Raw genomic sequence first — 25,438 nt, forward strand, 5'->3', positions numbered from 1 at the left:
TCCTACGGTGAGGGTGGCATCCAGTGGACGGCATAGATGAAGGACGCAGGACACCATGCACATAGACTCCAAGGCCCCGGCCGTGCGGAACCGGCGGCGCAGCCCTGCCGCCGCTGCCGTGGCGCTGTCCGTTCTGCTGGCAGCAGCGCAACTGGTGCTGCTGCAGCCGCCGCCGGCCGCTGCGGCAGAAAACTGCGCAGCAGCGCAGCACCCGGTGGCCTGCGAAAATGCGAAACCGGGCACGGACCCGGAAGTGTGGGACATCGAAAAAGCCGGTGATCCGACAATCCAGGGCTTTGCCACCGAGATCAGCGTAAACACCGGGGAAAGCCTGGACTTCAAGGTGGATACCGATGCGTCGGCTTACACCATCAACATCTACCGCACGGGCTGGTACCAGGGGCTCGGTGCGCGGCACATCGCCACGGTGGCGCCCTCGGTGCCGCTGCCGCAGCACCAGCCCGAATGCCTGAGCGACGTCGCCACCGAGCTGGTGGACTGTGGAACCTGGCATCGGTCGGCTGGCTGGACGGTGCCGGCGGACGCTGTCTCCGGGGTGTACGTGGCGCTCCTGCGGCGCACTGACACCGGCGGGGCAAGCCACATTACCTTCATTGTCCGCAGCGATTCCTCCACCGCCGACGTCGTGTTCCAGACCTCGGATCCCACCTGGCAGGCGTATAACACCTACGGCGGATCGGACTTCTACCAGGGGGCTGCGAACGGCAGGGCCTACAAAGTCAGCTACAACCGTCCGATGGCCACCCGGGGAGACAACGACGGACGGGATTTCTATTTCAGTGCCGAATACCCCATGGTGCGGTTCCTAGAGAAAAACGGATACGACGTCACGTACCAGGCCGGCGTCGACACCGACCGCCGGGGTGAGGCGCTCAAATCCCACCGGGTCTTCCTCTCCGTTGGCCATGACGAATACTGGTCCGGGGCCCAGCGGGACAACGTGGAAGCGGCCCGGGATGCCGGGGTGAACCTCCAGTTCCTCTCCGGGAACGAGGTCTACTGGCGGACCCGCTACGAACCTTCTCCGGTGGACGGAACCGGGCACCGCACACTCGTCAGCTACAAGGAAACCTGGGCCAACACCAAGATTGACCCGGCGCCGGAATGGACGGGAACCTGGCGGGACCCCCGCTTCAGTCCACAGTCCCAGGGCGGCGGCGTACCGGAGAACGCCCTCACCGGTACCGCGTACGTGGCCAACTTCTCCGACCTTCCGGTGACTGTCAGCGCCGAGGAAGGCAGGTACCGGCTGTGGAGACACACGGACCTGGCCGCCCAAAGCCCCGGGAGCCGCACCGAACTGGCCGCGCACACCGTCGGTTACGAATCCAATGAGGACCTGGACAACGGCTTCCGGCCTGCCGGCCTGACGAGGCTCTCCACGACGGTGGGGCCAACACCCCAGTACCTGCGTGACTACGGAAACACCGTCACAGAAGGAACCACCGAGCACCATGTAACCCAGTACCGGGCTCCCAGCGGAGCCCTGGTGTTTTCCGCGGGCAGCGTCCAATGGACCTGGGGACTGGACCGGGAACATGACGGCTGGGGCGCGCCGGCCGACCGCCGGATGCAGCAGGCACAGGTCAACCTGCTCGCTGATATGGGAGCTCAGCCGGCCTCCCTGGACTCCAGCCTCACCGCCACCGCGGCCAGCACCGACGAGACCGCGCCCTCCACCGCCATAACCTCCATCCAGCCCGGGACAGCCGTGCCGAACGGCAGTTCCGTCACGGTCACCGGAACAGCGTCGGACACCGGGGGGCAGGTTGCCGGAGTGGAGGTTTCCACTGATGACGGCCTGACCTGGAGAGCCGCCGACGGTACTTCGACATGGAGCTACACCTATATCCAGCACGGGATGGACACCCAGACAGTGCAGGCCCGGGCGATTGACGACAGCGGCAACTTCAACGCGGCCGGGGTCTCCGCGCCACTCAGTGTCCAGGGGCCGTATACGGTGTTCGGCGCCGAAGAACCCGAAACCGCGGACGGCGGGGACGGTTCGGCTGTGGAAGTCGGCATGCGGTTCACCCCCGCTGTCGGCGGCTACATCAGCGGGATCCGGTTTTACAAATCAGAGGCCAATACCGGGCCGCGCAGCGGAACGCTGTGGGACGCGTCGGGAACCGCGCTGGCCACGGTCGCCTTCACCGGGGAGACCGCAGCAGGGTGGCAGCAGGCAATGTTCACCCAGCCCGTGGCCGTCAGCGCCGGAAACGGGTACGTAGTCTCCTACAGTGCGCCGTCCGGGCACTATGCCACCGCCGCGGACTACTGGTCGGGCGGGGGCAGCACGGCTCCTCCCCTGACAGTGGCCGGCGGATTCGGCGCCGCGCCTGCCGGCGTGTACAACACCACTCCGGGACGGTTCCCCGCCGACAGCTACCGCAACACCAACTACTTCGTGGATGCGGTCTTTGAAACGACGAGCAACGCGCCCCTGTCCGCCTCCGGGCATACACCCGCCGACGGCGCTGCCGGGGCTGCGCTGAACACACGGATCAGTGCGGTGCTTTCGAAGGAAGCTGTCCGGGAAAGCGTGAGCGTAGTGGTCCGCGACGCCGGTGGAACGCCCATTGCCGGAACAACCAGCTATTCCGCGGCCAGCCGTACGGCGCAGTTCGTTCCGGCGGCGGAACTTGCGGCCGGGACCCGGTACACCGTTCAGCTGGCCGCTGTGGACACCGGCGGCGGCGCCCTGGTCTCCGGCGGAACCTGGTCTTTCACCACAACCCGCAGCGCCGCCGAGGGGGACTGCCCGTGCAGCCTGTTCAGCGAAGATTCCATTCCGCAGCTGCCCCAGCTTTCGGACGGGATACCGCTGACGCTGGGTGTTGCATTCCGGCCCGACACAGCCGGCACCGTGACCGCCGTCCGGTTCTACAAAGGGCCGGGAAACACCGGAATCCACACGGGACGGCTTTTCGGACCGGGCGGCACCGAGCTTGCCGCGGTCACGTTCAGCGGGGAATCGGCGTCGGGCTGGCAGACGGCCACCTTCCCCGCTCCCGTGCCGGTACAGGCCGGACAGGAGTACATAGCTGCCTACAGCTCACCCAATGGTGCCTATTCGGCCAACCTTGGACAGTTCGCCGGAAGCTATGCCTACGGCCCCCTGAGCGTTCCCGCGAATGGCGGCCGGTACGTTTACGGCGGAACCTACCCAGAACAGTCCTCCACTTCGGGATACCTGGTGGATGTGGCCTTCGAACGCGGAGACCCTTCCCTGAGCGTGTCTTCGCGCGCACCTGCGGCCGGCGCGGACAGCGTCCCGGCAGATACAGCCATATCCGGGACGTTCTCCCACGAGGTCCAGCCCGGCTCCGTAACCTTCAGCGTCCGCGGCACGAACGGTGCGGAAGTGCCCGGCCGGACTGCGTACGACGCGGCCGCCCGGACAGCGGTCTTCACGCCTGCGGCGGCGCTGACCGCGGCCACGGCGTATACCGTGAGCCTGACCGCTGAGGCTGCCGGCGGCCTGCTGCCCGACGGCAGCGGGACCTGGTCGTTCACCACCGCAGACACCGGCACGGAAGGGGATTGCCCGTGCGGGCTGTTTCCTGCTGATACGGTTCCGGCCATTGCCCAGGTAGCCGACGGGCAGCCGGTTGTGCTTGGGACAGCGTTCCGGTCCGCAGCCGACGGACTGGTCCGCGGTATCCGGTTCTTCAAGGGACCCGGGAACAGCGGCACCCACACCGGGCGGCTTTTCGCCCCCGACGGATCGGTGCTCGCCTCGGCCGTCTTCACCTCCGAATCCGGCAGCGGTTGGCAGAGTGTGGCCTTCGACGCTCCGGTCCCGGTCCGTGCCGGAGAGGAATACATAGCGGCCTACACCTCACCGACGGGGACCTACTCGGTCACCCCCGGCCAGTTCACTGCGCCGTACAGTTACGGGCCGCTCAGCGTAGCGGCCTCCGGCGGCAGGTTCAGCTATTCCGGCGGCTATCCCGCGAGCCCCTCTGCGGCTGGCTACCTGGTGGATGTCCTCTTCGACTCCGGCGGTGTCCTTCCGGAAGCTCCGGAGGCAGGCTGCCCCTGCAGCCTCTACGCCCAGGCGGATGTGCCGCTCATCGACCGGGTGCTGGACGGAACGCCGGTGACCCTTGGCACTGCGTTTTCCGTGGACGTTCCCGGGGAGGTCAGCGCAGTGCGGTTCTACCGCGGCCAAGGCAACACCGGACCGCATACGGGCTATCTTTACGACGGGTCCGGCACCGAACTTGCCCGGGTGCTTTTCCCCGACGGGACCATTTCGGGCTGGCAATCCGCAACACTGGACACGCCGGTACCGGTGCTGCCCGGCACCGAGTACACAGTTGCCTACAGTGCCCCGTCGGGCGTCTACTCTGCCACTCCGGGGGGATTCGCAGCCGGCCGGGACCGACTGCCGCTCCTAGTCCCGGCCAACGGCGGACGCTACTCCTATGCCGGAGGTTTCCCCGCGGCTCCTTCCGGTTCCAGCTACCTCGTGGATGTGGTCTTCACCCGGGCCGGGCAGCGGCCCGGATAAGGTGTGCGGGCAGCCGGGATTTCCTCGGCATCAGCGTACGACCGCCGGTGACCATGCATGTTCGACAAACAGCTCCGGCGGTCCACCCGCTGTGTCCAGTGACCAGACATCCGAATCGCCGGAAGCGCCCTGGCGCGGAAGCCCGTACAGGACCGTGCCTTCGTCCAGCCACTCAATCTGATCATCCACGCTGCGGGTTTCGTCGAGGACCGTTTCAGTCAGGCTGTCCAGCTCCAGTACTGCCACCCGCCAATGCGGAACGGCAGAACCGGAGACGTCCTTCTTGAAGGCAATCCGCCGTCCATCGGGGGAGATCGAGGGGCATTCAACGCCGTCGCGCAGGGCAGTCAGGGACCGTGCAGAGAGGCTGCCGCGGACCAGCCAGGTGGAACCGCCGCTGGCCGCCGTGGCATAAAACGTGTCTCCGTCCGTACTGAAGGTGACTCCCCAGATGTTCCTGTCCGCTGCGGTCACTGAGATGCCCTCCACCAGCAGCGTGAAGTCTTCGATGTTGCCGTAATCCGGGCCGTCAAGGGCAGTGATGCGGGTTTCCGTGGAGAATCCGGCGCCGGCATAGGAGTGCCCGGTGACGAACGCGGTGGACGCCACCAGCGACCCGTCCGGTGAAATGCGTGTCCTGCTGGGAATGCCCGGCAGCGGCCAGGCCGCCAGCTGGGCGCCGTCCGGGTCCAGCACGACGTCGGAGAAGGTAGTCAGCACCCCCGGCGTCGTCTGCAGGCAGGAACGGACCGACGCTGTGGCGTAAACCCGATCACAGGCCGTGTCCTCCAGCCTCCGGGGCCCGCCGGGCGCTGTCAGCGGAACGCTCCCAAGATGCCCATAGCCTTCGCCGGAGGCCGTGTTTCGGAACACTACGTATCCGCCGCCTGCTGCTCGCGGGTTCTGCTCAACGGCGACACCCGGCGCAGCGCTTGAACGCGCCTGGTACTGCTGGAACGCTGAGACGCCGTAAAAGGTACTTCCGGCGACGACGGCGGCCGTCACCACTGCGAGCACCCGCCAGCGTGCCGGCGAAGGTCCCGGCCCGTCCGGCAACGGGCGCGCCGCCGGGGAACGGTCGTCCAGGGCACTCACGAATTCTCGCCGCCTGGATTCCCGCCACCGGCGCGGGCCGCTTCCACGCTGCGTCTGGCCCCGGTTGACCGGATGAGCCAAACCGCAACCGGCAGCACCAGCGCCAGAGCTGCTGCCGCCGTCCACAACGCGGTTTCCGGGCCGAGCGTGTACCAAAGGACTCCGAAAGCGCTCGAGGCCACCAGGCGGCCGACGGCGACGGCCGTTTGGGCGGCAGCGATACCGGTGGCACGGAGCCGTGCGGGCACCAGGGATCCCATCATTGCGGCCAGCACCCCGTCGGTGGCGGCGTAAAAGGCACCCAGCGCCAAAAGGCAGGCAAGGACCGCGGGCAGGCCGCCCATCCCGGCACAGGCATAGGCTGCCAGCAGGCCAAGGTGTCCCAGCAGGAACACCTTGTGCCGGCCCCAGCGGTCGGCGGCCCGGCCCAGCGGGATGGCGAGCAACAGATAGGCGGCATTCGTCCCAACGAAGAGAAGAGGGAACCACACCGGGTTGAACCCCCCTCCGCTGAGGAGCAGCAGATACAGGAACCCGTCGCCCACACTGACCAGGGCGAGCAGCCCCGCGGCCAGGAGGAGCCGGCGCACCGCGGAGGAATTCAGGTCCCGCAGGGCTTGGCGGGCGGTAACCCGGCGGGAATCCGGTCCCGCTGAGGGGTCCGGAGCAGCAATGGGAGCCGGATCCTGCCGGGCGGACCGCAGGTTGGGAACCAGCAGGACCAGCACAGCGACGCCCAGGACGGCGGCCCCCAGCGAGAAAACGAAGACAGTCGAGTAGCCGCCGGGCAGGATCAGCAGCACTCCGAAGGCCAGCAGCGGGCCGGCTGTTGCTCCCACAGTGTCCAGCATCCGGTGTACACCGAAGGACCGGGCCAGGTGCTCGGGCTGGGCTGCCGTGGCAATCAGAGCGTCCCGAGGTGCCGTGCGGATGCCCTTGCCGATCCGGTCCAGCGTGATTACCGAAGCCACCGCGCCGACTGAGGCTGAGACCAGCAGCCCGGCCCGGGCAACCATGGACAATCCGTAGCCGGCAGCAGCCACCCATTTCGGGCGGTCCACGGTGTCCGAAGTCCATCCGGCGGCAATCCGGACGACGGAGCTGATGCCCTGTTGAAGGCCATCCAGGAAACCATAGGCGAGGATGGACAGCCCCAGTGCTCCGGTGAGGTAAACCGGCAGCACCGCCGCCACGGCCTCGGAGGAAACATCGGTGAGCAGGCTGACGATCCCCAGCCAGACAATGACGGGAGAGAGCAGGAAGGGGACCTGGGCCGGAGCGTTCCGGTTCCGCCGGCGTGCCCGCTGATCTGCGAGTGAGAGGTACATGGCTGCCTATACCCCGGCCCGAAGAACGGCGAACACAGAGTACGGCAGATCCGCCCCACCGGTTGCCGGTCCAACGCTGACGGTGACAGCGCTGGTGCCGTAGGACCAGACGGCGGTGGTGGTGCCGCCGGAGGTTTCAGGAGCACCGGGCTGGAACCCCAGGGACTCGAAGTGGCCGGCATAAAACGCCAGGACCTCGTCGGTGCCTGAACTGGTGCTCGCTCTCAGCCCAGCCTGGAGGGTGTTGCCGGAGGACGCGATGGAGGAAGCCAATACCTTCGTACCCGGAGACAGTGGGAGCACGTGCTCAGGGAAGGCATCCACCAACCGGCCCTCTGCCGCATCAGCCGGCGGCAGCGGGGGCTCCAAAAGTGTTTTCGCCTCAGGAAGGACACGCGACGCCGGGAGTGTTCCGGCTCCTGCCACAGCGGATCCCGGGGGAACTTCCAGCGGCCGTTCCGGGTCAGGGGATGCTGCCGGCGGCCTGGCGCCGGGTACCGAAGCGGCGTCCTCCGCGGTGTATTCACCGGGCGCCGGGGCGGAACCGGGAGATAGTCCGCCGGTGTCTGTGCCGGCGTCGGTGCCGGTGCCGGCACTGGTGTCGGCTTCCGGCCCGGATGCAGGACCGGGCAGGCCGGATAGAATAATGCCGCCCGCCACCAGCACGGCCGCGAGAATAAGCCCGGCCACAACGAAGGCCTTGGTGCCGCGCATCAGCTTCGCCATCTAGGATGCCCTGTCCCGCTGCTGCACCGGTACCCGGCTGCTGTTGTCCCGTTCCCAGACGGTGCCCGGGCGGGAGGCAGCGGCCAGCCGGCGGCCGGTGATGGTCAGGGTTGCATAAACCGCGGCATCGAACGCGCTGCGCGGCCCCCGCACGGAACGTAGGACACCCGCCGCACTGGCAAGCATTGTGCCGTGCAGGGCGCCTTGCTCGGAGTTTCCACGATAGGTGCGCCGCAGGATTGCCAGCAGGCCGGCAAGGTCCCGTGGCAGCCGCACCAGGACGGGTGGACAGTCCAGTACCGACTTCTCGGCACCGGCGAAGAACCGGTCCACATAGAGGTCATCCGCTACGACCGGGGGCAGCTGGCCAAGCCGGGTTCCGGCCTGCGCGCTCAATGCGTAGGCACCGGCTCCCCAGAGCGAGTGCTCCGCGCCGGGCAGATGCCGGCGGGCCCGGTAATAGGAACGGACCAGGAAACCTGCACCGTCGAGGTCGTATTCCGCTGCCGGCCGCACGGCTTGGGCTCCACCCTCCAGGGCTTCAAAAACGGCCTGAACGGTCTCCGGCCGAATCCGGATGTCAGCATCCAGGTACAAACGGGGCCACCGGTCAGCTGCTGCGTTTCCGGCATTCAGCGCCGCTGTCTTGGACGCTTCCGCAAGTTCCAGGACGGTGGTGCCGGGACGGGACCGGGCGACCCGCGCCGAGTCATCGCTGCAGCCGTTGCAGACTACTATCACCTGCACACCGGCCGCAGCCACCGGGGCCAGGGCATCGAGGGTCTCGCCGATGACCGCTTCTTCGTTGTGGCAGGGGATGATCACGGAGCCAGGCGGAATAGGTGAAGCACCAGCCGGAGGGTGGGGGACGGCGCGCCCGTCAGCCATCGGCAGGAAACGGCGCCGGCCGGGGGCCAGGAGGGTGCGCACGGCGAGCCGGTGGCCGGCACCGCCGATTCTCAGGGTTTCCGCCAACAGCACCATGCTGCCGAAGACTGCCGCGTAGCCGGGGCTGCGGTGCAGCTCGGCGTAGCGGACCCGGTTGACGGCCATAAGGGCTGAGAGTTCCGGGGACTGTCCCGAGCCGCCGCGCCGGTGGACCATGGCTGCAGCCGGCTCGAACCACACTGCTGCCCCCGAGTCCCTGGCACGCCGGAAGTAGTCAGTTTCCTCGGAGTAGAGGAAGAAAGACTCGTTCCAGGGCCCAAGCCGGCGGGCCAGGGGCATGTCTACCAGCAGTGCCGCGCCGGTAGCCCACTCCACCGGATGTGCGAAGGCATACGCTTCGCCGTCGTACTCAATTTCGGAGAGCCACGCAGGACGGCGGGAAAGCCGGCGCCCCGCCAGCGCATCACCCAGGGCGCGGGTAATGGTTGGTTCACGGCGGAGGGACGGATAGGTACTGCCGTCTTCATCGGCGAGCCGCGGCACCACGATTCCGCTGCCCAGCTGGTGCAGGCGGCGGAGCATGGCGGCCAGGGCTCCACGCTCCACCCGCAGGTCCGGATTCAGCACCAGGACCGCACCGGCGTCGCCGGCCAGCTGTGCGGCAGCGTTGATGCCGCCGGCATACCCGAGGTTGCCGCCCGTGCGCACCACCGCCACGTCGCTGTGCCGGGTAAGCTCCCGGACAGTGGCATCAGTCGAGGAGTTGTCCGCGGCGACGACGCGGATGGTCAGATCGGCGGTTTCCGCACGCAGGGATTCGAGGAACGTACCGATATCCCGGGCGTTGTTGTGGGTCACGGTGAGGACGCAGATATCCGCGTAGCCGTGTGCCGGTGCAAACTGGCCGGCGTCCGGAGCGGGGAGCGGCTGCTGGACTGCCGGGACCAGGTGTAGGAAGCCGGCCGCCCGGGCCGTACTGCGGCGCCGCAGCCGTACATAGGCGGGCGGGCCCTGGAGAAGGTAGCGCCGGGCCAGCCGCCGTGGTTCCAGGCTCAGCCGCCAGGCCCATTCGAGGCCGTTGCTGCTGGCCCAGGACGGAGCGCGCTGGATGCGTCCGGCGAGAAAATCAACAACGGCGCCAAAGGCCAGCAGCACTCCTGCACCGGTGTCCGGACCGTACTCCGCGATCCACAATTCCTGCCGCGGTTTGCCGAGCCCCACCACCAGGACGTCTACTTCGGCGCCGGCAATTTCTGCGGCCAGGGCCCGGTTGGCTGCAGGATCTGCGAGCGCGGAACGGGACGGCGCCCAGCACCGGGCAACCACGAGACCCGGACGCCGCTGCGCGAGCAGCTGCATCAGCTCCAGCTGGGTCGCGGCCGTACCGCCCAGGAACCCGACGCGCAGTCCGTGCTCCTGGCAGTTATCGAGGATTGGGTGGATGAGGTCGCTGCCGGCGAGGCGGGGCCACCGGGTACCGGTCAGGGCGCTGGCACGGGAGGCGAGCGGTGCGCCGTCGATCAGGTTTAGCCACTGGACTCCCGCAGGGACTCCGGCAGAGACCTGGGACGCCTGCAGCGAACCCTGCCAGCGGCCCCCGGCCCCGAAGTAATGCAGGTGGTCCAGATTAATGGAAGCCACGGCCAGCGGCAGGGCCTGACCTGCACGGTCACCGATGGTGGCCAGTGCCTGCTCAGCGGTCCGCAGATCCACCTCGACGCCACCCATGAAAAGGCGGGTGGCGCTCTGCGCCCCGCCTTTCCGGGCCACATGCCGCCCAGGCGCACGGCCATCCGCGTTATTGCTTTGTCTTGCCAAGTCCGCTCCTCAGGCTCGTATGTACGAGCAGTGAGAATAGGAGTGCGGGGAGAAGCAGCACCGGGTAGCAGCTACGGGTCTGCCGACGGTGTGGGATCCGGAAGAGGCGCCGGAGCCGAGAAGTTCTACCTGTTCCGACCGCTGGAACTAAGTAGCGTTTCTCTCTTCGACGGTTCCGGATACCGCAGTCCGGCCCGGTACGGGCTGCAGGCCGCTGGCGTCCAGCCGGAAGCAGTCGCCCGTTACCGGGCAGCTCCAGTCTTCCGGTTCCGGTCCCTGCGCCAGCGGATACCCGGCCGGTCCCACCCAGCCGACCTGCCTCGCCGGCACACCTGCGACCACGGCATAGGCCGGAACATCGCGGGTTACCACGGCACCGGCGGCAACCGTTGCCCAGCGGCCGATCCGCACCGGGGCGATGCAGACGGTGCGGGCCCCTATAGAGGCGCCGTCCTCAACCACCACACCCACCGGGTGCCAATCGGCGGCGCTCTTCAAGGACCCGTCCGGATTCACTGCCCGTGGGTACGTATCATTTGTGAAGACCGCTGCCGGACCGACGAAGACGCCGTTGCCCAAAACGCTGGGCTCATAAACCAGGGCATGGTTCTGGATCTTGCAGTTGTCCCCGATCTGAACGCCTGGACCGATGTAGGCGCCGCGGCCAACAACGCAGTTTGAACCCAGTGAGGCCCCTTCACGTACCTGGGCCTGATGCCAGATGAGGGTCCCGCTGCCGATTTCTGCATTCCCGGCGACATCCGCCGTACTTTCGATCCGGCTCATGCCCGTTTCCTTTCGGCTGTGTGCGCACCTTCGGCCGGTCCGCTGGCCACACCCTACCGCTCCGGTGCCGCGCCCGGGCGCTCAGGGACACCCGCAGGTACTGTCCGCTCGGTCCCAAGTAGCGAATCTGTTTCCGGCCTCTCCGGAGTCCACGCAAGTGGTGCAAAAGGGGGTAATGACTACTTGTAGCAGTGCCTGATCCCCGAACCTACGCTTTGTCCTCGGACCCCCGACACGAATCCAAGCGTAAGAGGCGGAAATTTCATGCGCGTTGTTCCACCGGTGCAGCTGCATCAAAGCCGGGCCGCTGCCGGGGAACCGTTACAGCTGGCCGGGCGCGGTGAGGCGGTCAGATTCGCAATGTCTGCCGTGGAAGGCAAAGGCGGAGCGGTGATTGTGGGGCCGGAAGGCATCGGAAAGACCGCCCTGGCCAACCACGTGGCCCGTGCCGTCGGACTGGGCTTCCACGTAGTCCACATCCGGGGGAGCGCGGTGTCGGCCCGGACGGATTACGGTCCGTTGAATTGGCTGCTGTGTGAACTCCCGGAATCCGTGCTGAATAATCCAGTGCAGGTCCTCCGCGGGCTAAAGGAGCATCTGGCCCGGCTGGCTGAGGGCCGGCGGACCCTCCTGGTGGTGGACAACGCCCATGAACTGGACCCGCTGAGCCAGACGGTGACGGTCCAGCTGGCCCGCCAGTCCGTCGTGACGCTTCTGGCCACCACTCCGGACCTCCTGCGCTGCGGCGAGGAGATGGTCCGTCTGTGGTCGGACGGAATGATCCGCCGCATTGATCTGGGGCCGCTGGAAACGTGCGAGGCCCAGGCCCTGATGGAGGGGGTGGCCGGAGGCCGTTTGTCTGCCCTGGCTGTCCGCACGGTATGGGCCGATACACGGGGAAATCCGTTGTTCACCTCCCTGCTGTGCAGGGACCAGATTGTGGCGGGGCGGATCCAGGACCGCGGCGGAACCTGGACGCTTACCGGGCCGCTGACCTATACCGGTGAGATTTCGGACTGGATGGAGAGCTGGTACCGCGGACTGCCGGAGCAGGAGCGGCGGATCGTGGAACTGGCTTCCCTGTGTCCGGGCCTTCCCCTTGAAACACTGCTGGCGGTCGCGGACCCGGACTCATTGGACAGCCTTGAGGAACGCGGCGTGCTCAGGATCGGCCACGGCGAGGGAACCGTCTCGCTGCGGGAACCGCTGTATGCGCGCCTGGTGGCCGGGCTGATACCGGTGGGCAGGTCCTTTGACCTGTGGCAGGACATTATGGACACCGACCCCGACCTCTCCACATTTTCCGATGCCCCGGCGAAGGCCTATGCCCGGTGGTCCGCGTCCTCAGGCAACACCCTGCCCGTGGAACTGGCGCAGCGGGCCTGCGCGGCGGCGAACCGTACCGGTGAGCCGGAGACCGCCCTCAAGATAAGTGCCGCGGTGGACTCACCCAGCCCGGGGCTGCTGCTGGAACGGGCCCGGGCCCTGGCCGCAACCGACCGGCTGCGGGAAGCCGAGCGCGACCTTCGGGCCCTGGTTGACCGTCAGGACGCCGGGACAGCTGTACCCGCCCTGCTGGAGTTGGCAGCAATAGCACGGAGGCTGCCCCAGCCTGCGGTTGATCCACGGGCCGCACTGCGGCAGGCGGCTGCTGCCTCGGCGGCGCTGCAGGAACCGGAGCGCAGTGGAGCGCAGCACAGCATTCTGGTGGCCGAGGCGACCCTCGCTGTGCAGGACGCAGACCTGGCGGCGCTCCCGGAAGGACTGGAAGCCCTGTGCAGGGACCGGTCCGTGGCCGAAACTATCCGTTTTACCGGCCGTGTCTGCCGCGCCCAGGCTCTGGCCCTGGCCGGCAGTACGGATGAGGCACGGGACGAAGCTTCCGCACTCTGGGCCGACCTGCAGGCAGCCGCCGGACTGCCCGAAGTCGTGGGCGCGGACGTCCTGACGGGAATCCTGTGCACCTATGTACTGACGGGAGATCTGACGCTCGCCCTTGAACTGCTCAACGGTTCAGCCCGGCTGCGTCATCTGGACACCTACCTGGGTTCCTGGATGGAGTTGCCCGCCGGGGTGGTCCACGCGCTGAGCGGGCGCCCCGACGCTGCGCTGGAATCGCTGCTCCCTGCGCTCCGGCAGCTGGAAGTCCGCGATCCGCGGGAGCTGCTGCCGCTCGCATTTGCGGCGACTGCCTATTCCTACGCGGCCAACCAGGACTGGGACAAGATGGGCGAATACCTGGCGGCAGCACCGGAGTACAGATGCCGGCCGGCTTTCCATATCGCGGCGGTCACCAGGTTCTTCCTGGCGGCGGCCGTACTTGCTCGGAAGTCGGACCGGGCCTCGGCAGCGGTCCTTACAGACCAGGGTGTCCAGGCCAAGATGCAGGGCTGCTATCCGGAAGCGGTGCTCTGTTTCGCTACGGCCGCGCTGTCCGGGGACGGCCAGGCTGCCGTGCTGCTGGAAAGCACCGCGGGCGAGGGAGAAGGAACCAACGCCGGCATGTGGCGTTCCCTCGGAACCGGGCTGCGGCAGCGGTCCGGCCGAATGCTGTCCGACGTCGCGCGGCAGCTGCTTCACCTGGGTCACTTTGGGCTGGGGCATAAGACAGCGCTTGCTGCCCACGATGCGGCCGTGGCCAGCAAGGACCGGGACGGGGCCAGGCGCGCCCGGTCCGTGGCCAACGAGTGCTACCGGTTCCTGGCAGAGGCCAACGGCATCGCCCGGCGGCTGGCCTCCCTGTCCGAGTTTGAGCGGGATCTGGCCGTCCGGGCCGCCGCTGGCGAATCCAGTGTCCGGCTGGGAAACGCCCTGCACCTGTCGCCGCGGACAGTGGACTGGCACCTGGGACGGATCTTCCAAAAACTGTATGTGTCCGGACGCGCCGAACTGCGGCGCCTGCTGGGGGATGATCCGGGGGGCCAGCAGCCGGAAAAGGACGGTGAGTACAAGTAGCGGCTGTTGATTGTTGAGGAGGAGACCAAGTATCGGCATGGAATGCCACGCCTGTTATTCGAGTAAGTAAAGCCAACTACTGGTGATTGCTACTCAAGCCGGTGTGCAGGGGCCCTACCTACTCTGATGAACGCCCGCCAACGCGGGTCAGATGGGTTTGTATAGAAGAGGTCTCACTGTGGACGATCATCATTCGACGGGCGCCACCGCATACGCTGCGCCTTCCGCTGCTGCCGGCACCGGTCCGGACTGGCAGCCGCGTGCCGATTCCCTGTTCCTGGGCAGGGCCAGGCTCATCCAGACGATCGCTGAGAGGCTGGAACCGGATTCTCCCGCGACCGGCTGCCTGCTCATCGGCGAGGAAGGCAGCGGTAAGAGCGCACTTATGCGCCACGTCCTGCAGCTCCATGGCCAGGATGCCTACACCATCCATGTGCGGGGCTCAGCGTTCGCCGGGCGCACCCCGTTCGGGGCGCTCACCTTCCTGCTTTCCGACCTGGATCCGGAGGCTTCCTCCCACCCAGTGCTGATCCTGCGGGGCCTTACGGCACTGGTCCGCGAACGTGCCGCGGGACGAACCATTATCCTGGCCGTGGATAACGCGGAGGAGCTGGACGAGTTTTCCGCCATGGTGCTTAGCCAGATGGTAGTGAACCGGTCCGCCCGCATGATTGCGGCGTTCCGCGACTTCAGTGCCGCCCCGTCGGAGTTCATGGGGCTGTGGCGGGAAGGGCTGCTGACCCGCCTGGACCTGGAACCCATGCTGCCGTCGGACTGCGCGCACCTGTTGGAGGCCGAGCTGCGGGGGCCGGTGAGCCGGGCCGCGGCAGAGGACCTGGCCCGGATCAGTGGAGGTAATCCGAGCCGGCTGCTGGCCGCCGCCGCTGATTACCGGGACAGTGGCCGGCTGGTTCTTGCCGGCCGAGTGTGGGTGCTGGCACCCGGAAGGCAGCCGGCGTTCCCTCGTCTCTACGCCGCCATGGGGATCAAATTATCTGCCCTTGAACCTGGCCAGCGGGAACTGCTTGAGTTCCTCGCCCTTGCCGGCGCCCTGCCCCTGACCCAGATCCTTGAACACGTGGACAGCCTGGATGTGGATGCCCTGCAGGAAGCCGGTCTGCTGCTGCTCACCCATGCAGGGGTTCCGGCACTGTCCCTGGTCGACCCGACGCTGGGAACGGTATTGCGCGCCCAGCTCGACGCAGGACGGCGGCAGGAGCTGCTGGACCGGATCCTGCCGGACCCCATCGTCTCCCCACCGCTGCGCAGCGCCGAATGGCTGCTGTCCGCCGGGGCCAAACTAACTCCGGAACTGGCACTGTCCGCCGGCCGCGCCGCGAACGATGAGGGGGATTCTGCCGCTGCGGAGCGGTTCATCACCGCAGATCCGAACTACCTGTCGTCTCCGGCAGCGGTACTGGAGCTTGCCTGCGCGCATCTCCACCGCCGCGATCACCAGGCTGCGGCTGGCATCGTGGACCGGCACAGGCAGGCTGGCGGGGCACCCTCCGCTTCTGTCGAGAACCTGCGGCTGCTGATGGCTGAAAGCCGGGCAGGCTGCCTGGCAGTCACGGAGCAGATCAGGGACAACCTGCCGCCGCTGCCGGAGGGAGGAACGAACACCGGGAAGCACACCTCCCTGCTTGACGAGGGTGAGCGGATGCTGGCTGCCTTGCGGGACCGCGGAATGGGACGCGCCGAGGCCGCGCAGCTCACAGGCGAGCTGACCCTGGCCCGCGCCCGCTGCCTCTCCCAGCATGGAAAGTACACGGAATCCGCTGCCTTCCTCTCCGGCGTCTACGCCCGGGGAGACGAAATCGGCCGTGGCTTCCGCGTCCTGGTGGGGTCATGGCTCTGCGAGGCGTGGGGGATGACCGACCGGCAGAGCGATGCCCTGGAGCTGGCAGCAACTCTCTGGAACCTGCTGGCCGATGGCCTTCCGTCGGATCTGGAGGAAGGGCCCGCCGCGGAGGCCAGGGCACGGCTCGTCCACGTTCTGCTGGTCACCGGCGCCGTGGCGGCTGCGGACGCCTGCCTGGCTCCGGAAACGGACGCGGTGGAACACGGTGCCTTTGGCGGAACCGTCCGGGAAATCTGCGAAGGGATGCTCCGGGCCTTCGAAGGCCGGGGCCCTGCCGCGACGGCGCATTTGCTGCCTGCGCTCAGGCAGCTGGAAGCAGCGGACCCATTCGGAATGCTGCGGACTGTCCAGTGTGCCGCTGCTTATGCCGCTGCGCTCCAGGGCCAGGACGATCGGGCCTGGGAGCATCTGCGGTCCGCCGGCGCGGTATCGGGATCCCCGTCCTGGGCTATGCAGCGGACGGGAGCCCACTTCGCGGTCCTTGCGCAGGGTGTGCTGAAGTCCCCTGAAACCGGACCCACGCTGGAAGAACTCGCCGCAGCGGATGAGGAACGCGGCGCAGGCTCCTATGCGCTGCTGGCCACACTGGGCGCAGTGCGCCTTGGCAGGACAGACGCTGCACAGCAGCTGCTGGATATAGCATCCGGGCTGCAGGGAAACTTCGCCCGGTTCTGTGAAATATACGCCAAGGGCGCCGGGGAATTCGACGCCCAGCTGCTGCTTCTCGCGGCCGACGCGGCACACGCCGACGGCCATGACCTGCTCGCCCGGGAAATCAGGGAACAAGCGTTGGAAGTGGCATCCGGAGCGGGCGACCGAGCCACCGTGCGCTTCATCCACCGCAGCCGGCGGCTGCTTTCAGCAGAGGCAGATCACGACGGCGAGGTGGAGGACTGCCTGCGCGGGTTGACCGCCCGGGAACGGGTCATCGCCCGTTCTGCTGCGAATGGAACAAGCAACAAAATTATCGCCCAGGAACTCTCTATTTCCGTCCGCACGGTGGAAGGCCACCTCTATCAGATCTATTCCAAACTGCACGTCGGAAGCAGGCGGGAACTAGCCCGGCTGGTCGCCGCAGGGAAACCGGCTGCCGTGGCGGGAGCACAGTAATGGCGGGCCAGGCAAAGCAGCCGGCGTTCCTTCGCGCTGCCGAAGCGGAAGACATCGCAAGCCGTCTCCTGGACCCGGTGCTGCGCGGCGTCGTCGTACTGGCGCCGGAAGGCATGGGCAAGAGTGCGCTGGCGGAGGAAGTCCTGTCACGGCTGGACGGGATCGTCACCGTCTACCGGATCCACGGAAGCCCCGTGCTCTCCCGGATCTCCTACGGCGTGCTTACGCCCTTCATGGAGCCCGCGGCGGCAGAGGACCTGGAATCCCCGCTCGTGGTGCTGCGGAACATCCGCCGCTACTTCCGGGTCCGTGCTGAAGCCGGGCACCCTCAGGCGCTGCTGATGGTCGACGACGCCCATCATCTGGATGAGGCATCCAGCCACATCCTCGTCCAGCTGGCCATGTCCGGGGAGCTCCGGCTCGTCGTCCTCTCGCGCAGCCGCGGTGTCCACATGCAGGAACTTCTCTCCCTCGCCCGGGACGGTCTGATGTCCAGGTTCGATCTGCAGCCGTTGCCGCTGGAAGCTGTTCATGAACTCTGCGTGCAGCAGCTTGGCGGGCCGGTGCTCACCGCTTCCAGTGCGGTCCTCGCGCAGATCTCGGGAGGTAATCCGCTTTACGTCAAGGCGCTGATTACGGGTGCCCGGCGCCGCGGCGAGCTGCTGCTGCGCAACGAGTGCTGGTATCTGCGTTCTCTTCCGGGTGGCTTGGAACCAACGGCCCAGGACCTCGCCAAGCGGCTGCTGGCCGGCCGCACCCCGCTGGAACGGACCGTGCTTGAAACCGTGGCGCTGGCCGGCGTCCTGTCCCGCTCCGCACTGGCGGCGCTGACGGACCAGGAAACCGTGCAGACCCTGGTCGATGAAGGCTACCTGGAACCGGTCTCAGATTTTCCGGATCAGCTCGGGATGGCGCAGGCACTGCACTCAGATGCCATCCGCAGCCTGGTACCACCCATGCGCAGCATCGAGATCAGACAGAACCTGCTGGGGGAGGGCGGAGCCGCGGAACGGATTCCGCAATCTCCGCGGCATTTGGGGTGGGCACTGGACTGCGGGGAAGACCCGCAGGACGCCGCCCTGGTGCAGGGGGCGCGGGCCGCGAATGCTGCCGGGGACTCCGAGCTGGCGCTGCGGCTCGCCCAAGCAGTCCGCCCTGGCACTCTTTCGGCCCGGGCGAATGTGGAGGCGGCTGCGGCCCACCAGGCCCTGGGCAATTTCCCCGACGCCTGGGCCGGCCTGGATGATGCCGTCAGCACGGCACCGGATACCGCCACCCTGGATTTCGCGGTACTGGCAACGGCGCAGCTGGCAGCGTGCTCTGATCAGACGGGAGACCGGATCCGTATGTTGGCCGGTGCCTGGGCTGCCCGCGATGCGGAACTTGCCGGACTCCAGGCAAGGGACGAACGGACCACCTGGCTGGCGGCGGGTGAGAGCGTCCTGGAGCTGTGGGCGCGGGTGGCTGACGGCAATCTGCTGGCCCAAGGCGCATCTGCGGCTGCCACCATGGCACTGCTGGAGGCCGAAAGCCTCCGTACGACGGCGGATACGGAATCCCCCGCGCTGCACGAGTTCAAGGCTCTGGGCTTCGCTCTTGTCTCGGAAGTCCGTACCGCCGCCGGTGCCGCCCGCGAGGCCGTGACGGCCGCGCACCAGGCACAGGACGAACTGCTGCAGGAGCCGCTGGCTCGAAGCAGCGTGCGCGGCAGCCTGTTCCTCCGGCGAAGCTTTGCACTGCTGCACGCTGGCCGGTTTGAGAAGCTCAGCCAGTTACTGGCCGCAGAGCTGGAAACCGCTGACCCGCATCATCTCCTGGCCTTCGGTGGCACCATCGGGGTGCTGGAGGGAGCGCTCGAAATTCATCAGGGCCGCTACCGCGAGGGACTGCGGCGGCTTCGGCCTGCAATCGAAGCTCTGCGGGCACGCGATCCGGAACGGCTGCTGCCCTACGCCCTGGCCGTGGCTGGCTACGTGGCTGCCGTAGTGGACGACACCGGTCCGGCTGCCCGGTTCGCCGGCGAGCTGCGCGGGGTGGGATATACCGGCCCCCGGGCCCTGTCCCTGACGGCTCGGGCGTTCGCCGCAGCAGCCCTCGCGCCGCAGGGTTCAGAGGAGCCTCCGCCGCCCCTGGTGCGCGAACTAGCGGCCGAAGCCCGTGAACTTGGACAATATGCGGCGGAGAAGGACATCCTGGAGCTGGCGATGGCAATCGGCGACCTGAAACAGGCGCGCCGCCTGGTGGACCTGACCGACTCCTTCGAAGGCGGCGAGGCGGCCGCGCTGCATGCCTATGCCGCTGCCGTCGCTGCGGATAACCCTGAACGCATGGTGGCGGCAGCAGATGAAGCGGTCCGCCGCAGGAAGTTCCTGGTGGCCGTCGAATGCATCGGCCATGCCATCCGGTATTACGGGGCGCACAACAACCTGCGCCGGCAGCGTGCCCTGATTCAGCAGCTGCGGCGGCGCCGGGACGAACTCGCCGGGGTCACCGTTTCCTATCTCAGTCCCAGCGTTCATCAGGTACGCCTGACCAAAAGGGAGCACGAGATTGTGAAACTGCTGCTGGAAGGCGCGAGCACCAAGGATGTTGCCACCCGTTTCACGCTTTCCCAGCGCACAGTCGAGGGGCATGTCTACCGGATCTACGTAAAGCTCGGGATCAGCAAGCGCACGGAGCTCGAAGCCGTGTACCGGGCGTTGGAAGCCGAGCCCAGGGTGCTCGCCGGACACTAGCCTGGAGCCAGCAAAACGTCATAACCAGTGTGCCGCAGCGCGTTACGCGTGCTGCGGCACACTGCTGCCGGAAGCCCCGCAAGTAGCACCGGCGCCAGCGGCAAGTAGGGTGCCCGGATGGTTAGGTGAATAGGGTTCTTTTTAGGGTGACTACTACTGGTGCGCCACCTCCGCATCTGGCATTTACTAAACGAGTCAGTTTGGAAGTGCAAAGAAGTGCAAAAGAAGGTCTCCCATGCGCGGCTCACCTGCGTTCCCCCCAAGCGGAGCTCGGATCCCTGGTTTCAACCGGCCAACACCGGAGATGAAACCTCCACATGCGGAGCCGGCGGCGTCGAAGTCTGCTGAGACCCAGACTTCCCCCCAGCCGTCGCCGGCTCCTTCCCAGCTTCCGGTTTGGGGGGCGTGCTGAAATGGCACCCCTGAACACACGCTCCGTCCGGGCCAGGCCCAATCGGCACAGTCTGCATGGACACGAGGCGCTGACACCGCCGCCGCTCGGCTTCCCACCCCGGACAGACATCATTACGGAGAACTGGGCGGCGGCCCAGCCCCGGCCCAGGACCAAAGCTCCTGAGGACCGGTGGCGCCGCCAATACCGGGCCGGCCTGATCAGCACCGACTTCGTGGTGACCGTTCTGGCCCTCGCCGCAGGGTGGGCAGCAGTCATCACCCTGACTAACCGGGGTTTCACCGCGGAAGCCCTGCGTCATGTGGGTTTTCTCCTCCTGCTGCTGTTCGCCTGGAACGCGGGTCTGGCCGTATACCGGACGCGGGAGGAGCGCCTCCTCGGAATCGGTGTGGACGAGTACAAGCGAATCGCCACGGCAACCCTAAGGATGTTCGGCGGTGTAGCCCTGGCCATGGTGCTTCTGCAGCGGGATATTTCCAGCACCGTCCTCGCCGTCTCGCTGCCGCTGGGACTTGGCGGGCTTTTCCTGGGCCGCTGGTGCTGGCGCAAATGGCTGAATTCGCAGCGCCGGCTGGGCCATTACCTATCCCGGGTGGTGGTTTTCGGCTGTTCCGAGGATGTTGCGTATGTGGTGAAGCAGGTGTCAGCCCACGCCTCCGCCACTTACCAGGTAGCTGGCCTTGTGGTTCCCGGCGGGCCGGGACCGGAGCTGGACGGCGTCCTTGAAGCCGGGCTTCCGCTGGCCACGGATCCGGACGAAATCACCGAGCAGGTCCGTGCACTTGGAGCCAACGCGGTGATCGTGGCGGGCCCGGTTCCGGGCGGCAACCGCTACATCCGTGAACTGGGCTGGCGGCTGGAAAACACAGCGACGGAGTTGATCCTCGCATCGAGCCTGACCAATGTGGCTGGACCCAGGATCCATTGGCGTCCGGTTGAGGGATTGCCCCTGATGCATGTGGAACTGCCGCAGTACAGCGGTGGGAAACACGTACTCAAACGCTGCCTGGACATTGGGCTTGCCTCGGTGGCGCTGGTGGGACTGGCACCGGTCTTCGCAGCGCTGTTCCTGATCGTGCACTTTGACAGTAAAGGGCCCGTGATCTTCCGCCAGCAGCGTGTGGGCGTGCGGGGCCGTACGTTCCAGATGCTGAAGTTCCGGTCTATGGTGGTGGACGCAGAGCAGCGCCTGGCGGGCCTGAAGAACCGGAACCAGGGCGCAGGTGTCCTGTTTAAGCTCAAACACGATCCGCGGGTAACCCGGTGCGGACGGTGGATGCGCCGGTTCTCCCTTGATGAACTGCCTCAGCTGTGGAACGTGCTGCGCGGAGACATGTCCCTGGTCGGGCCGCGTCCGCCCCTGCCGTCAGAGGTCAAGGGTTATCAGGGCTCCACACACCGCCGCCTGCTGATCAAGCCCGGGCTGACCGGTCTGTGGCAGATCAACGGACGGTCCAACCTGGCCTGGGACGAGTCGATCCGCCTCGATCTGTTCTACGTCGAGAACTGGTCGCTGACCGGTGACCTGATGATCATGTGGCGCACGGTCAGGGTGATGGTCCAGCCCGAAGGCGCTTACTGAGACGCAAACTTAGGCGAGACTCAGATGCCTTAGTACCTCCGCCGTGGGATGATTAGGTCAGACTTGTCTTGCGTAATCTCGCCGCAGGATGCCCCCAGCAGAGGAGAACCGACCGTGTCTGTGGTTTCGACCCCCGCCACCCTGCACCAAGCTTCCGGGCCATTGGACGACGCGGAGGTGGTCAGGATCCGAAATGACTTTCCCATCCTGGACCAGGATGTCAACGGGCGCCGGCTGGTCTATCTGGATTCGGGAGCGACGTCGCAGAATCCGCTGAGCGTGATCGAGGCCGAGCAGGAGTTCTACGAACAGCGCAATTCCGCGGTGCACCGCGGAGCCCACACCCTTGCCGTTTCCGCCACCGACGTCTTTGAAGACGCACGCCGCACGGTTGCAGCCTTCATTAACGCCGCTCCGGAAGAGGTTGTTTGGACCTCCAACGCCACGGAGGCACTGAACCTGGTTACCTACGCGTTTTCCAACGCCACAGCGGGACGCGGGGGAGAAGCGGCCCGGCGCTTCGTCCTCGGTCCCGGGGACGAGATCGTGGTGACCGAGATGGAACACCACGCCAACCTGATTCCATGGCAGGAACTGGCACTGCGCACCGGGGCTGAACTGCGCTGGATTCCCGTGGACGACTCCGGGGCCCTGCGGCTGGAGGAAGCCGAGAAATTGATCGGTGACCGGACCAAGGTGCTGGCGTTCACCCACGCTTCCAATGTGCTGGGAACCATCAACCCGGTGGGAACCCTGGTGGATATGGCCCGCCGGCGTGGCGCGCTGGTGGTTTTGGACGCCTGCCAGTCCGTTCCGCACCTGCCCGTTGACGTAAAGGCCCTGGACGTTGATTTCGCAGCGTTCTCCGGCCACAAGATGCTTGCACCGACCGGGATCGGTGTGCTGTACGGCAAGGCCGAACTGCTCAATGCCATGCCGCCGTTCCTGACCGGCGGGTCCATGATCACCACCGTGACGATGGAAAAGGCGGAGTACCTGCCCGCCCCGCAGCGATTCGAGGCAGGGACACAGCGGATTTCCCAGGCTATGGCACTGGGCACGGCCGTCAACTACCTGCAGGAGACCGGTATGGACCGGATCCACGCGTGGGAAGCACAGCTGGGCCAGCGGCTGGTCACCGGACTGGAACAGATTGACGGAGTTAAGGTGCTGGGCCCTCCAGCAGGGGTGGAGCGGATTGGGCTGGCGGCCTTCGACGTCGCCGGTGTCCATTCGCACGACGTCGGCCAGTTCCTCGATGACAAGGGCATTGCCGTGCGGGTGGGCCACCATTGCGCCCAGCCGCTGCACCGCCGGCTGGGGCTCGTCTCCAGCACCCGTGCGAGCACCTACATTTACAACACCACGGAAGACGTTGATGCGCTGCTTGAAGCAGTGGCCGGCGTCCGTCCATTCTTTGGAGTGAAATAGCCATGAGCTCGGACCTGGAGCAGCTTTACCAGCAAATCATCCTGGAACACGCCAAGCTCCGGCACGGTGAAGGTTTGGTGGACCCTCCGGAAGGAACCGCCAAGGGGGAGTCACACCAGCTCAACCCGACCTGCGGTGATGAGATCACTCTCCGCGCGGCCCTGGACAGTGCGGCAGCAAACGGTGCGACGGTGGGCGGGATCAGCTGGGAAGGCCAGGGATGTTCCATCTCCATGGCGTCCGCCTCTGTCGTCGCCGGACTGGCCGCAGGCCTGCCCCGCGACGAGGTGCTGGGCCTGGTGGAGAACTTCCGGGAAGTGATGCGTTCGCGCGGAACGGTTGAAGCTGACGAAGAGGTGCTCGGCGACGCCGCGGCCTTCTCCGGGGTGTCCCGCTATCCGGCGCGGGTGAAGTGCGCCATGCTCGCGTGGGTTGCGCTGGAGGAAGCTATTCAGACCGCCCACTAGCTGCGCGCAGACGACCGCCGCCGGGTCCTACCTGCCGGCGGTTTTCTTCAGGGGCAGCTCCACCCGGAACGTCGTCCCGGCACCTGGCTGGGATGTCAGGCAGATGGTCCCCCCATGTGCGGCGACGATGTCCTTTGTGATGCCAAGGCCAAGTCCGACGCCGGGTATCCCCGCTTTCTTCACGGCAGCGGCACGGAAAAACCGGTTGTAGACCTCACCCTGTTCGGCGTCGGACATCCCCATGCCTTCGTCTTCCACCTCCAGCACCACGGATGCTTCACCACTGAGCACCCGGAGGGTGACGGTACCTCCGCCCGGGGAGTACTTGATCGCATTGGAGACGAGGTTGTCCAGAACCTGCTGGATGCGCGTGGAATCAAAGACCCCGCGGACATCGGCGGGAGCATCGACCACAAGCCGGATCCCCGCTGCGTCGGCCCGGGGCCCGGCCGAGTCGGCAGCCGACCGCGCCAGATCGCGCAGGGAGAGCTCTCCGGCTTCGAGATAGATGGAGTCCGACGCCGTCGTCAGCAGATCGGCGACCAAGACCAGCAGCCGCTCGGCATTACGCAGCGCCACGGACAGGGATCCCTGCAGCGATTCAGAGAGGCCCTCATCTTCGGCATCGGATATGGCGAGGTCAAGGTAGCCGATGATCGAGGTCAACGGAGTTCGAAGCTCGTGTGAGACGCTCGCCACGAAATCTTCCTTCGCCCGCAGGGCCCGCAGCATGTCCGTGACGTCGCTGAATGCCAGGACCGATCCGTTGAACTCCCCGTCCTCATCGTTCAGCGGGCGGGCCGATACTGCCATGGCACGCTGCTCCGCACCGCGGCCGACCCACATGAGGCTGCCCGAATAGGCTTCGCGGCGCAGAGCCCGGGCCATCGGGCGGTCCGCTGCGGGCAGGGGAGTGCAGCCGTCCTGTTCGAAGAGCAGCATGTCGGCTTCGTCTTCGCCGTCAGTATCCGCAGGAACGGAGAGCTGATGGGTGGCCAGCTGCCGGTTGTTCATCAGCATGATGTGGCCGTCCCTGGCCAGGACCACAACGCCGACGTCGATAGTGTCCTGGACGGCATCGAGGAGCTGTGCGCGCCGCCGGCTGTCCTGCAGGCTGCGCTTGAGCTCCCGGTCCTTTTCCTCAAGTGCCTGCTGTTGCCCAGTCGCGTCCTGCACAGTGATGGCGGCGGCAAGATACATCAGCAGCATCACCAGCGGAACCAGGGCAGGGGCGAGGAGATCTGCGGGCTCCGGGTCGGTGCCAAAAAGTGGAGCCCAGGCAATCAGCAGGGCGCCGGAAAAAGCTGCCAACGCTGCCAGGCGCGGCGCGACGGCGGACCAGGCCAGCCAGAGGACGGGAAAAACGGCCAGCGCAGCCACGCCCGGAACATCGGGCCGGACGCCGCGGTAAAGCAGGGCAATGGCGCCAAAATCGAGGAGCGGGACCAGTAAATAGGCCCGCTTGAAGCAGCGGTCCCACGGCACTGAAACGGACAGAATCGACAAAACTGTGATCAAACCCAAGCCGGTTAGGAACTCAGGATTTGAATATGCCTCCGGTTTGGCCACAAAAACGATCGGCAGCAAAACGACTACGGCAACAACAAGAGGGGACTGGCTCAGCGCCACCCGGTCGCGCAGGGCAAACAAATAGAAGTCCCTGCGCTTTCCCAGCGAGGACAGGGTCGCGTCCTTGAATCTGGACAT

Annotated in this window: 13 protein-coding genes; 7 read left to right on the forward strand and 6 right to left on the reverse strand. The window is 66.7% G+C overall.

The genetic code is table 11. The features are described 5' to 3' along the window. Positions 1-55: 55 nt before the first annotated feature. Positions 56-4,537 carry a DUF4082 domain-containing protein gene (locus tag ArtHe_RS02630; protein ID WP_248318608.1) on the forward strand — a complete coding sequence of 1,494 codons (4,482 nt, stop codon included), beginning with the start codon at positions 56-58 and terminating at the stop codon, positions 4,535-4,537. A 30-nt stretch (positions 4,538-4,567) separates the two neighbouring features. On the opposite strand, the gene ArtHe_RS02635 is transcribed toward ArtHe_RS02630, so the two are convergent. The 5 genes from ArtHe_RS02635 to ArtHe_RS02655 all read right to left on the reverse strand — a co-directional run bounded on the left by ArtHe_RS02635 (position 4,568) and on the right by ArtHe_RS02655 (position 11,178). Continuing rightward, positions 4,568-5,632, reverse strand: a complete 1,065-nt coding sequence (locus ArtHe_RS02635) for a WD40 repeat domain-containing protein (RefSeq protein WP_248318609.1) — start codon at positions 5,630-5,632, stop codon at positions 4,568-4,570. Next, a complete protein-coding gene (locus ArtHe_RS02640; protein ID WP_248318610.1) occupies positions 5,629-6,960 on the reverse strand; it encodes an MFS transporter in 1,332 nt (443 codons plus the stop codon). Before ArtHe_RS02640 ends, ArtHe_RS02635 begins: the two co-directional genes overlap by 4 nt. Before the next feature lie 6 nt (positions 6,961-6,966). Further along, on the reverse strand, positions 6,967-7,686 hold the full coding sequence (locus ArtHe_RS02645; RefSeq protein WP_248318611.1) for a hypothetical protein: 720 nt from the start codon (positions 7,684-7,686) through the stop codon (positions 6,967-6,969). Beyond that, complete coding sequence (locus ArtHe_RS02650; protein WP_248318612.1) at positions 7,687-10,392, reverse strand: WecB/TagA/CpsF family glycosyltransferase; 2,706 nt, start codon at positions 10,390-10,392, stop codon at positions 7,687-7,689. It lies immediately after the preceding gene. Positions 10,393-10,539: 147 nt separating this feature from the next. Further along, entirely contained in the window at positions 10,540-11,178 is a 639-nt protein-coding gene (locus ArtHe_RS02655; protein ID WP_248318613.1) for an acyltransferase, read from the reverse strand. 264 nt (positions 11,179-11,442) lie between these two features. Here ArtHe_RS02655 and ArtHe_RS02660 point away from each other — a divergent pair, with 264 nt between their 5' ends. The 6 genes from ArtHe_RS02660 (at position 11,443) to sufU (ending at position 23,731) form a co-directional block, all read left to right on the forward strand. Continuing rightward, positions 11,443-14,133, forward strand: coding sequence for an AAA family ATPase (locus ArtHe_RS02660; RefSeq protein WP_248318615.1), 2,691 nt, complete (start codon positions 11,443-11,445; stop codon positions 14,131-14,133). 178 nt (positions 14,134-14,311) lie between these two features. Then, positions 14,312-17,104 carry a LuxR family transcriptional regulator gene (locus tag ArtHe_RS02665; protein WP_248318617.1) on the forward strand — a complete coding sequence of 931 codons (2,793 nt, stop codon included), beginning with the start codon at positions 14,312-14,314 and terminating at the stop codon, positions 17,102-17,104. Then, positions 17,104-19,839, forward strand: coding sequence for a LuxR C-terminal-related transcriptional regulator (locus ArtHe_RS02670; protein WP_248318619.1), 2,736 nt, complete (start codon positions 17,104-17,106; stop codon positions 19,837-19,839). Before ArtHe_RS02665 ends, ArtHe_RS02670 begins: the two co-directional genes overlap by 1 nt. 413 nt (positions 19,840-20,252) lie before the next feature. Further along, positions 20,253-21,833 (forward strand): sugar transferase, encoded by a 1,581-nt coding sequence (locus ArtHe_RS02675; protein ID WP_248318620.1) that lies wholly within the window; start codon positions 20,253-20,255, stop codon positions 21,831-21,833. Positions 21,834-21,947: 114 nt separating this feature from the next. Beyond that, entirely contained in the window at positions 21,948-23,264 is a 1,317-nt protein-coding gene (locus tag ArtHe_RS02680) for a cysteine desulfurase (RefSeq protein ID WP_282568710.1), read from the forward strand. Between the two features lie 2 nt (positions 23,265-23,266). Next, positions 23,267-23,731: a Fe-S cluster assembly sulfur transfer protein SufU gene (gene sufU / locus ArtHe_RS02685; protein WP_248318622.1), complete on the forward strand. Its 465-nt coding sequence runs from the start codon at positions 23,267-23,269 to the stop codon at positions 23,729-23,731. 27 nt (positions 23,732-23,758) lie between these two features. Here sufU and ArtHe_RS02690 read toward each other — a convergent pair whose 3' ends face one another. Further along, on the reverse strand, positions 23,759-25,438 hold the full coding sequence (locus ArtHe_RS02690) for a PAS domain-containing sensor histidine kinase (RefSeq protein WP_248318623.1): 1,680 nt from the start codon (positions 25,436-25,438) through the stop codon (positions 23,759-23,761).

It is taken from the genome of Arthrobacter sp. Helios (assembly GCF_023167125.1).
GTDB classification, from domain to species: Bacteria; Actinomycetota; Actinomycetes; order Actinomycetales; family Micrococcaceae; genus Arthrobacter_B; species Arthrobacter_B luteolus.

Coding starts and splice junctions, on each gene's coding strand:
- ArtHe_RS02645 (WP_248318611.1), bottom strand. CDS start 7,686: ATGGCGAAGCTGATGCGCGGCACCAAGGCCTTCGTTGTGGCCGGGCTT.
- ArtHe_RS02670 (WP_248318619.1), top strand. CDS start 17,104: ATGGCGGGCCAGGCAAAGCAGCCGGCGTTCCTTCGCGCTGCCGAAGCG.
- ArtHe_RS02630 (WP_248318608.1), top strand. CDS start 56: ATGCACATAGACTCCAAGGCCCCGGCCGTGCGGAACCGGCGGCGCAGC.
- ArtHe_RS02690 (WP_248318623.1), bottom strand. CDS start 25,438: ATGTCCAGATTCAAGGACGCGACCCTGTCCTCGCTGGGAAAGCGCAGG.
- sufU (WP_248318622.1), top strand. CDS start 23,267: ATGAGCTCGGACCTGGAGCAGCTTTACCAGCAAATCATCCTGGAACAC.
- ArtHe_RS02660 (WP_248318615.1), top strand. CDS start 11,443: ATGCGCGTTGTTCCACCGGTGCAGCTGCATCAAAGCCGGGCCGCTGCC.
- ArtHe_RS02675 (WP_248318620.1), top strand. CDS start 20,253: ATGGCACCCCTGAACACACGCTCCGTCCGGGCCAGGCCCAATCGGCAC.
- ArtHe_RS02640 (WP_248318610.1), bottom strand. CDS start 6,960: ATGTACCTCTCACTCGCAGATCAGCGGGCACGCCGGCGGAACCGGAAC.
- ArtHe_RS02655 (WP_248318613.1), bottom strand. CDS start 11,178: ATGAGCCGGATCGAAAGTACGGCGGATGTCGCCGGGAATGCAGAAATC.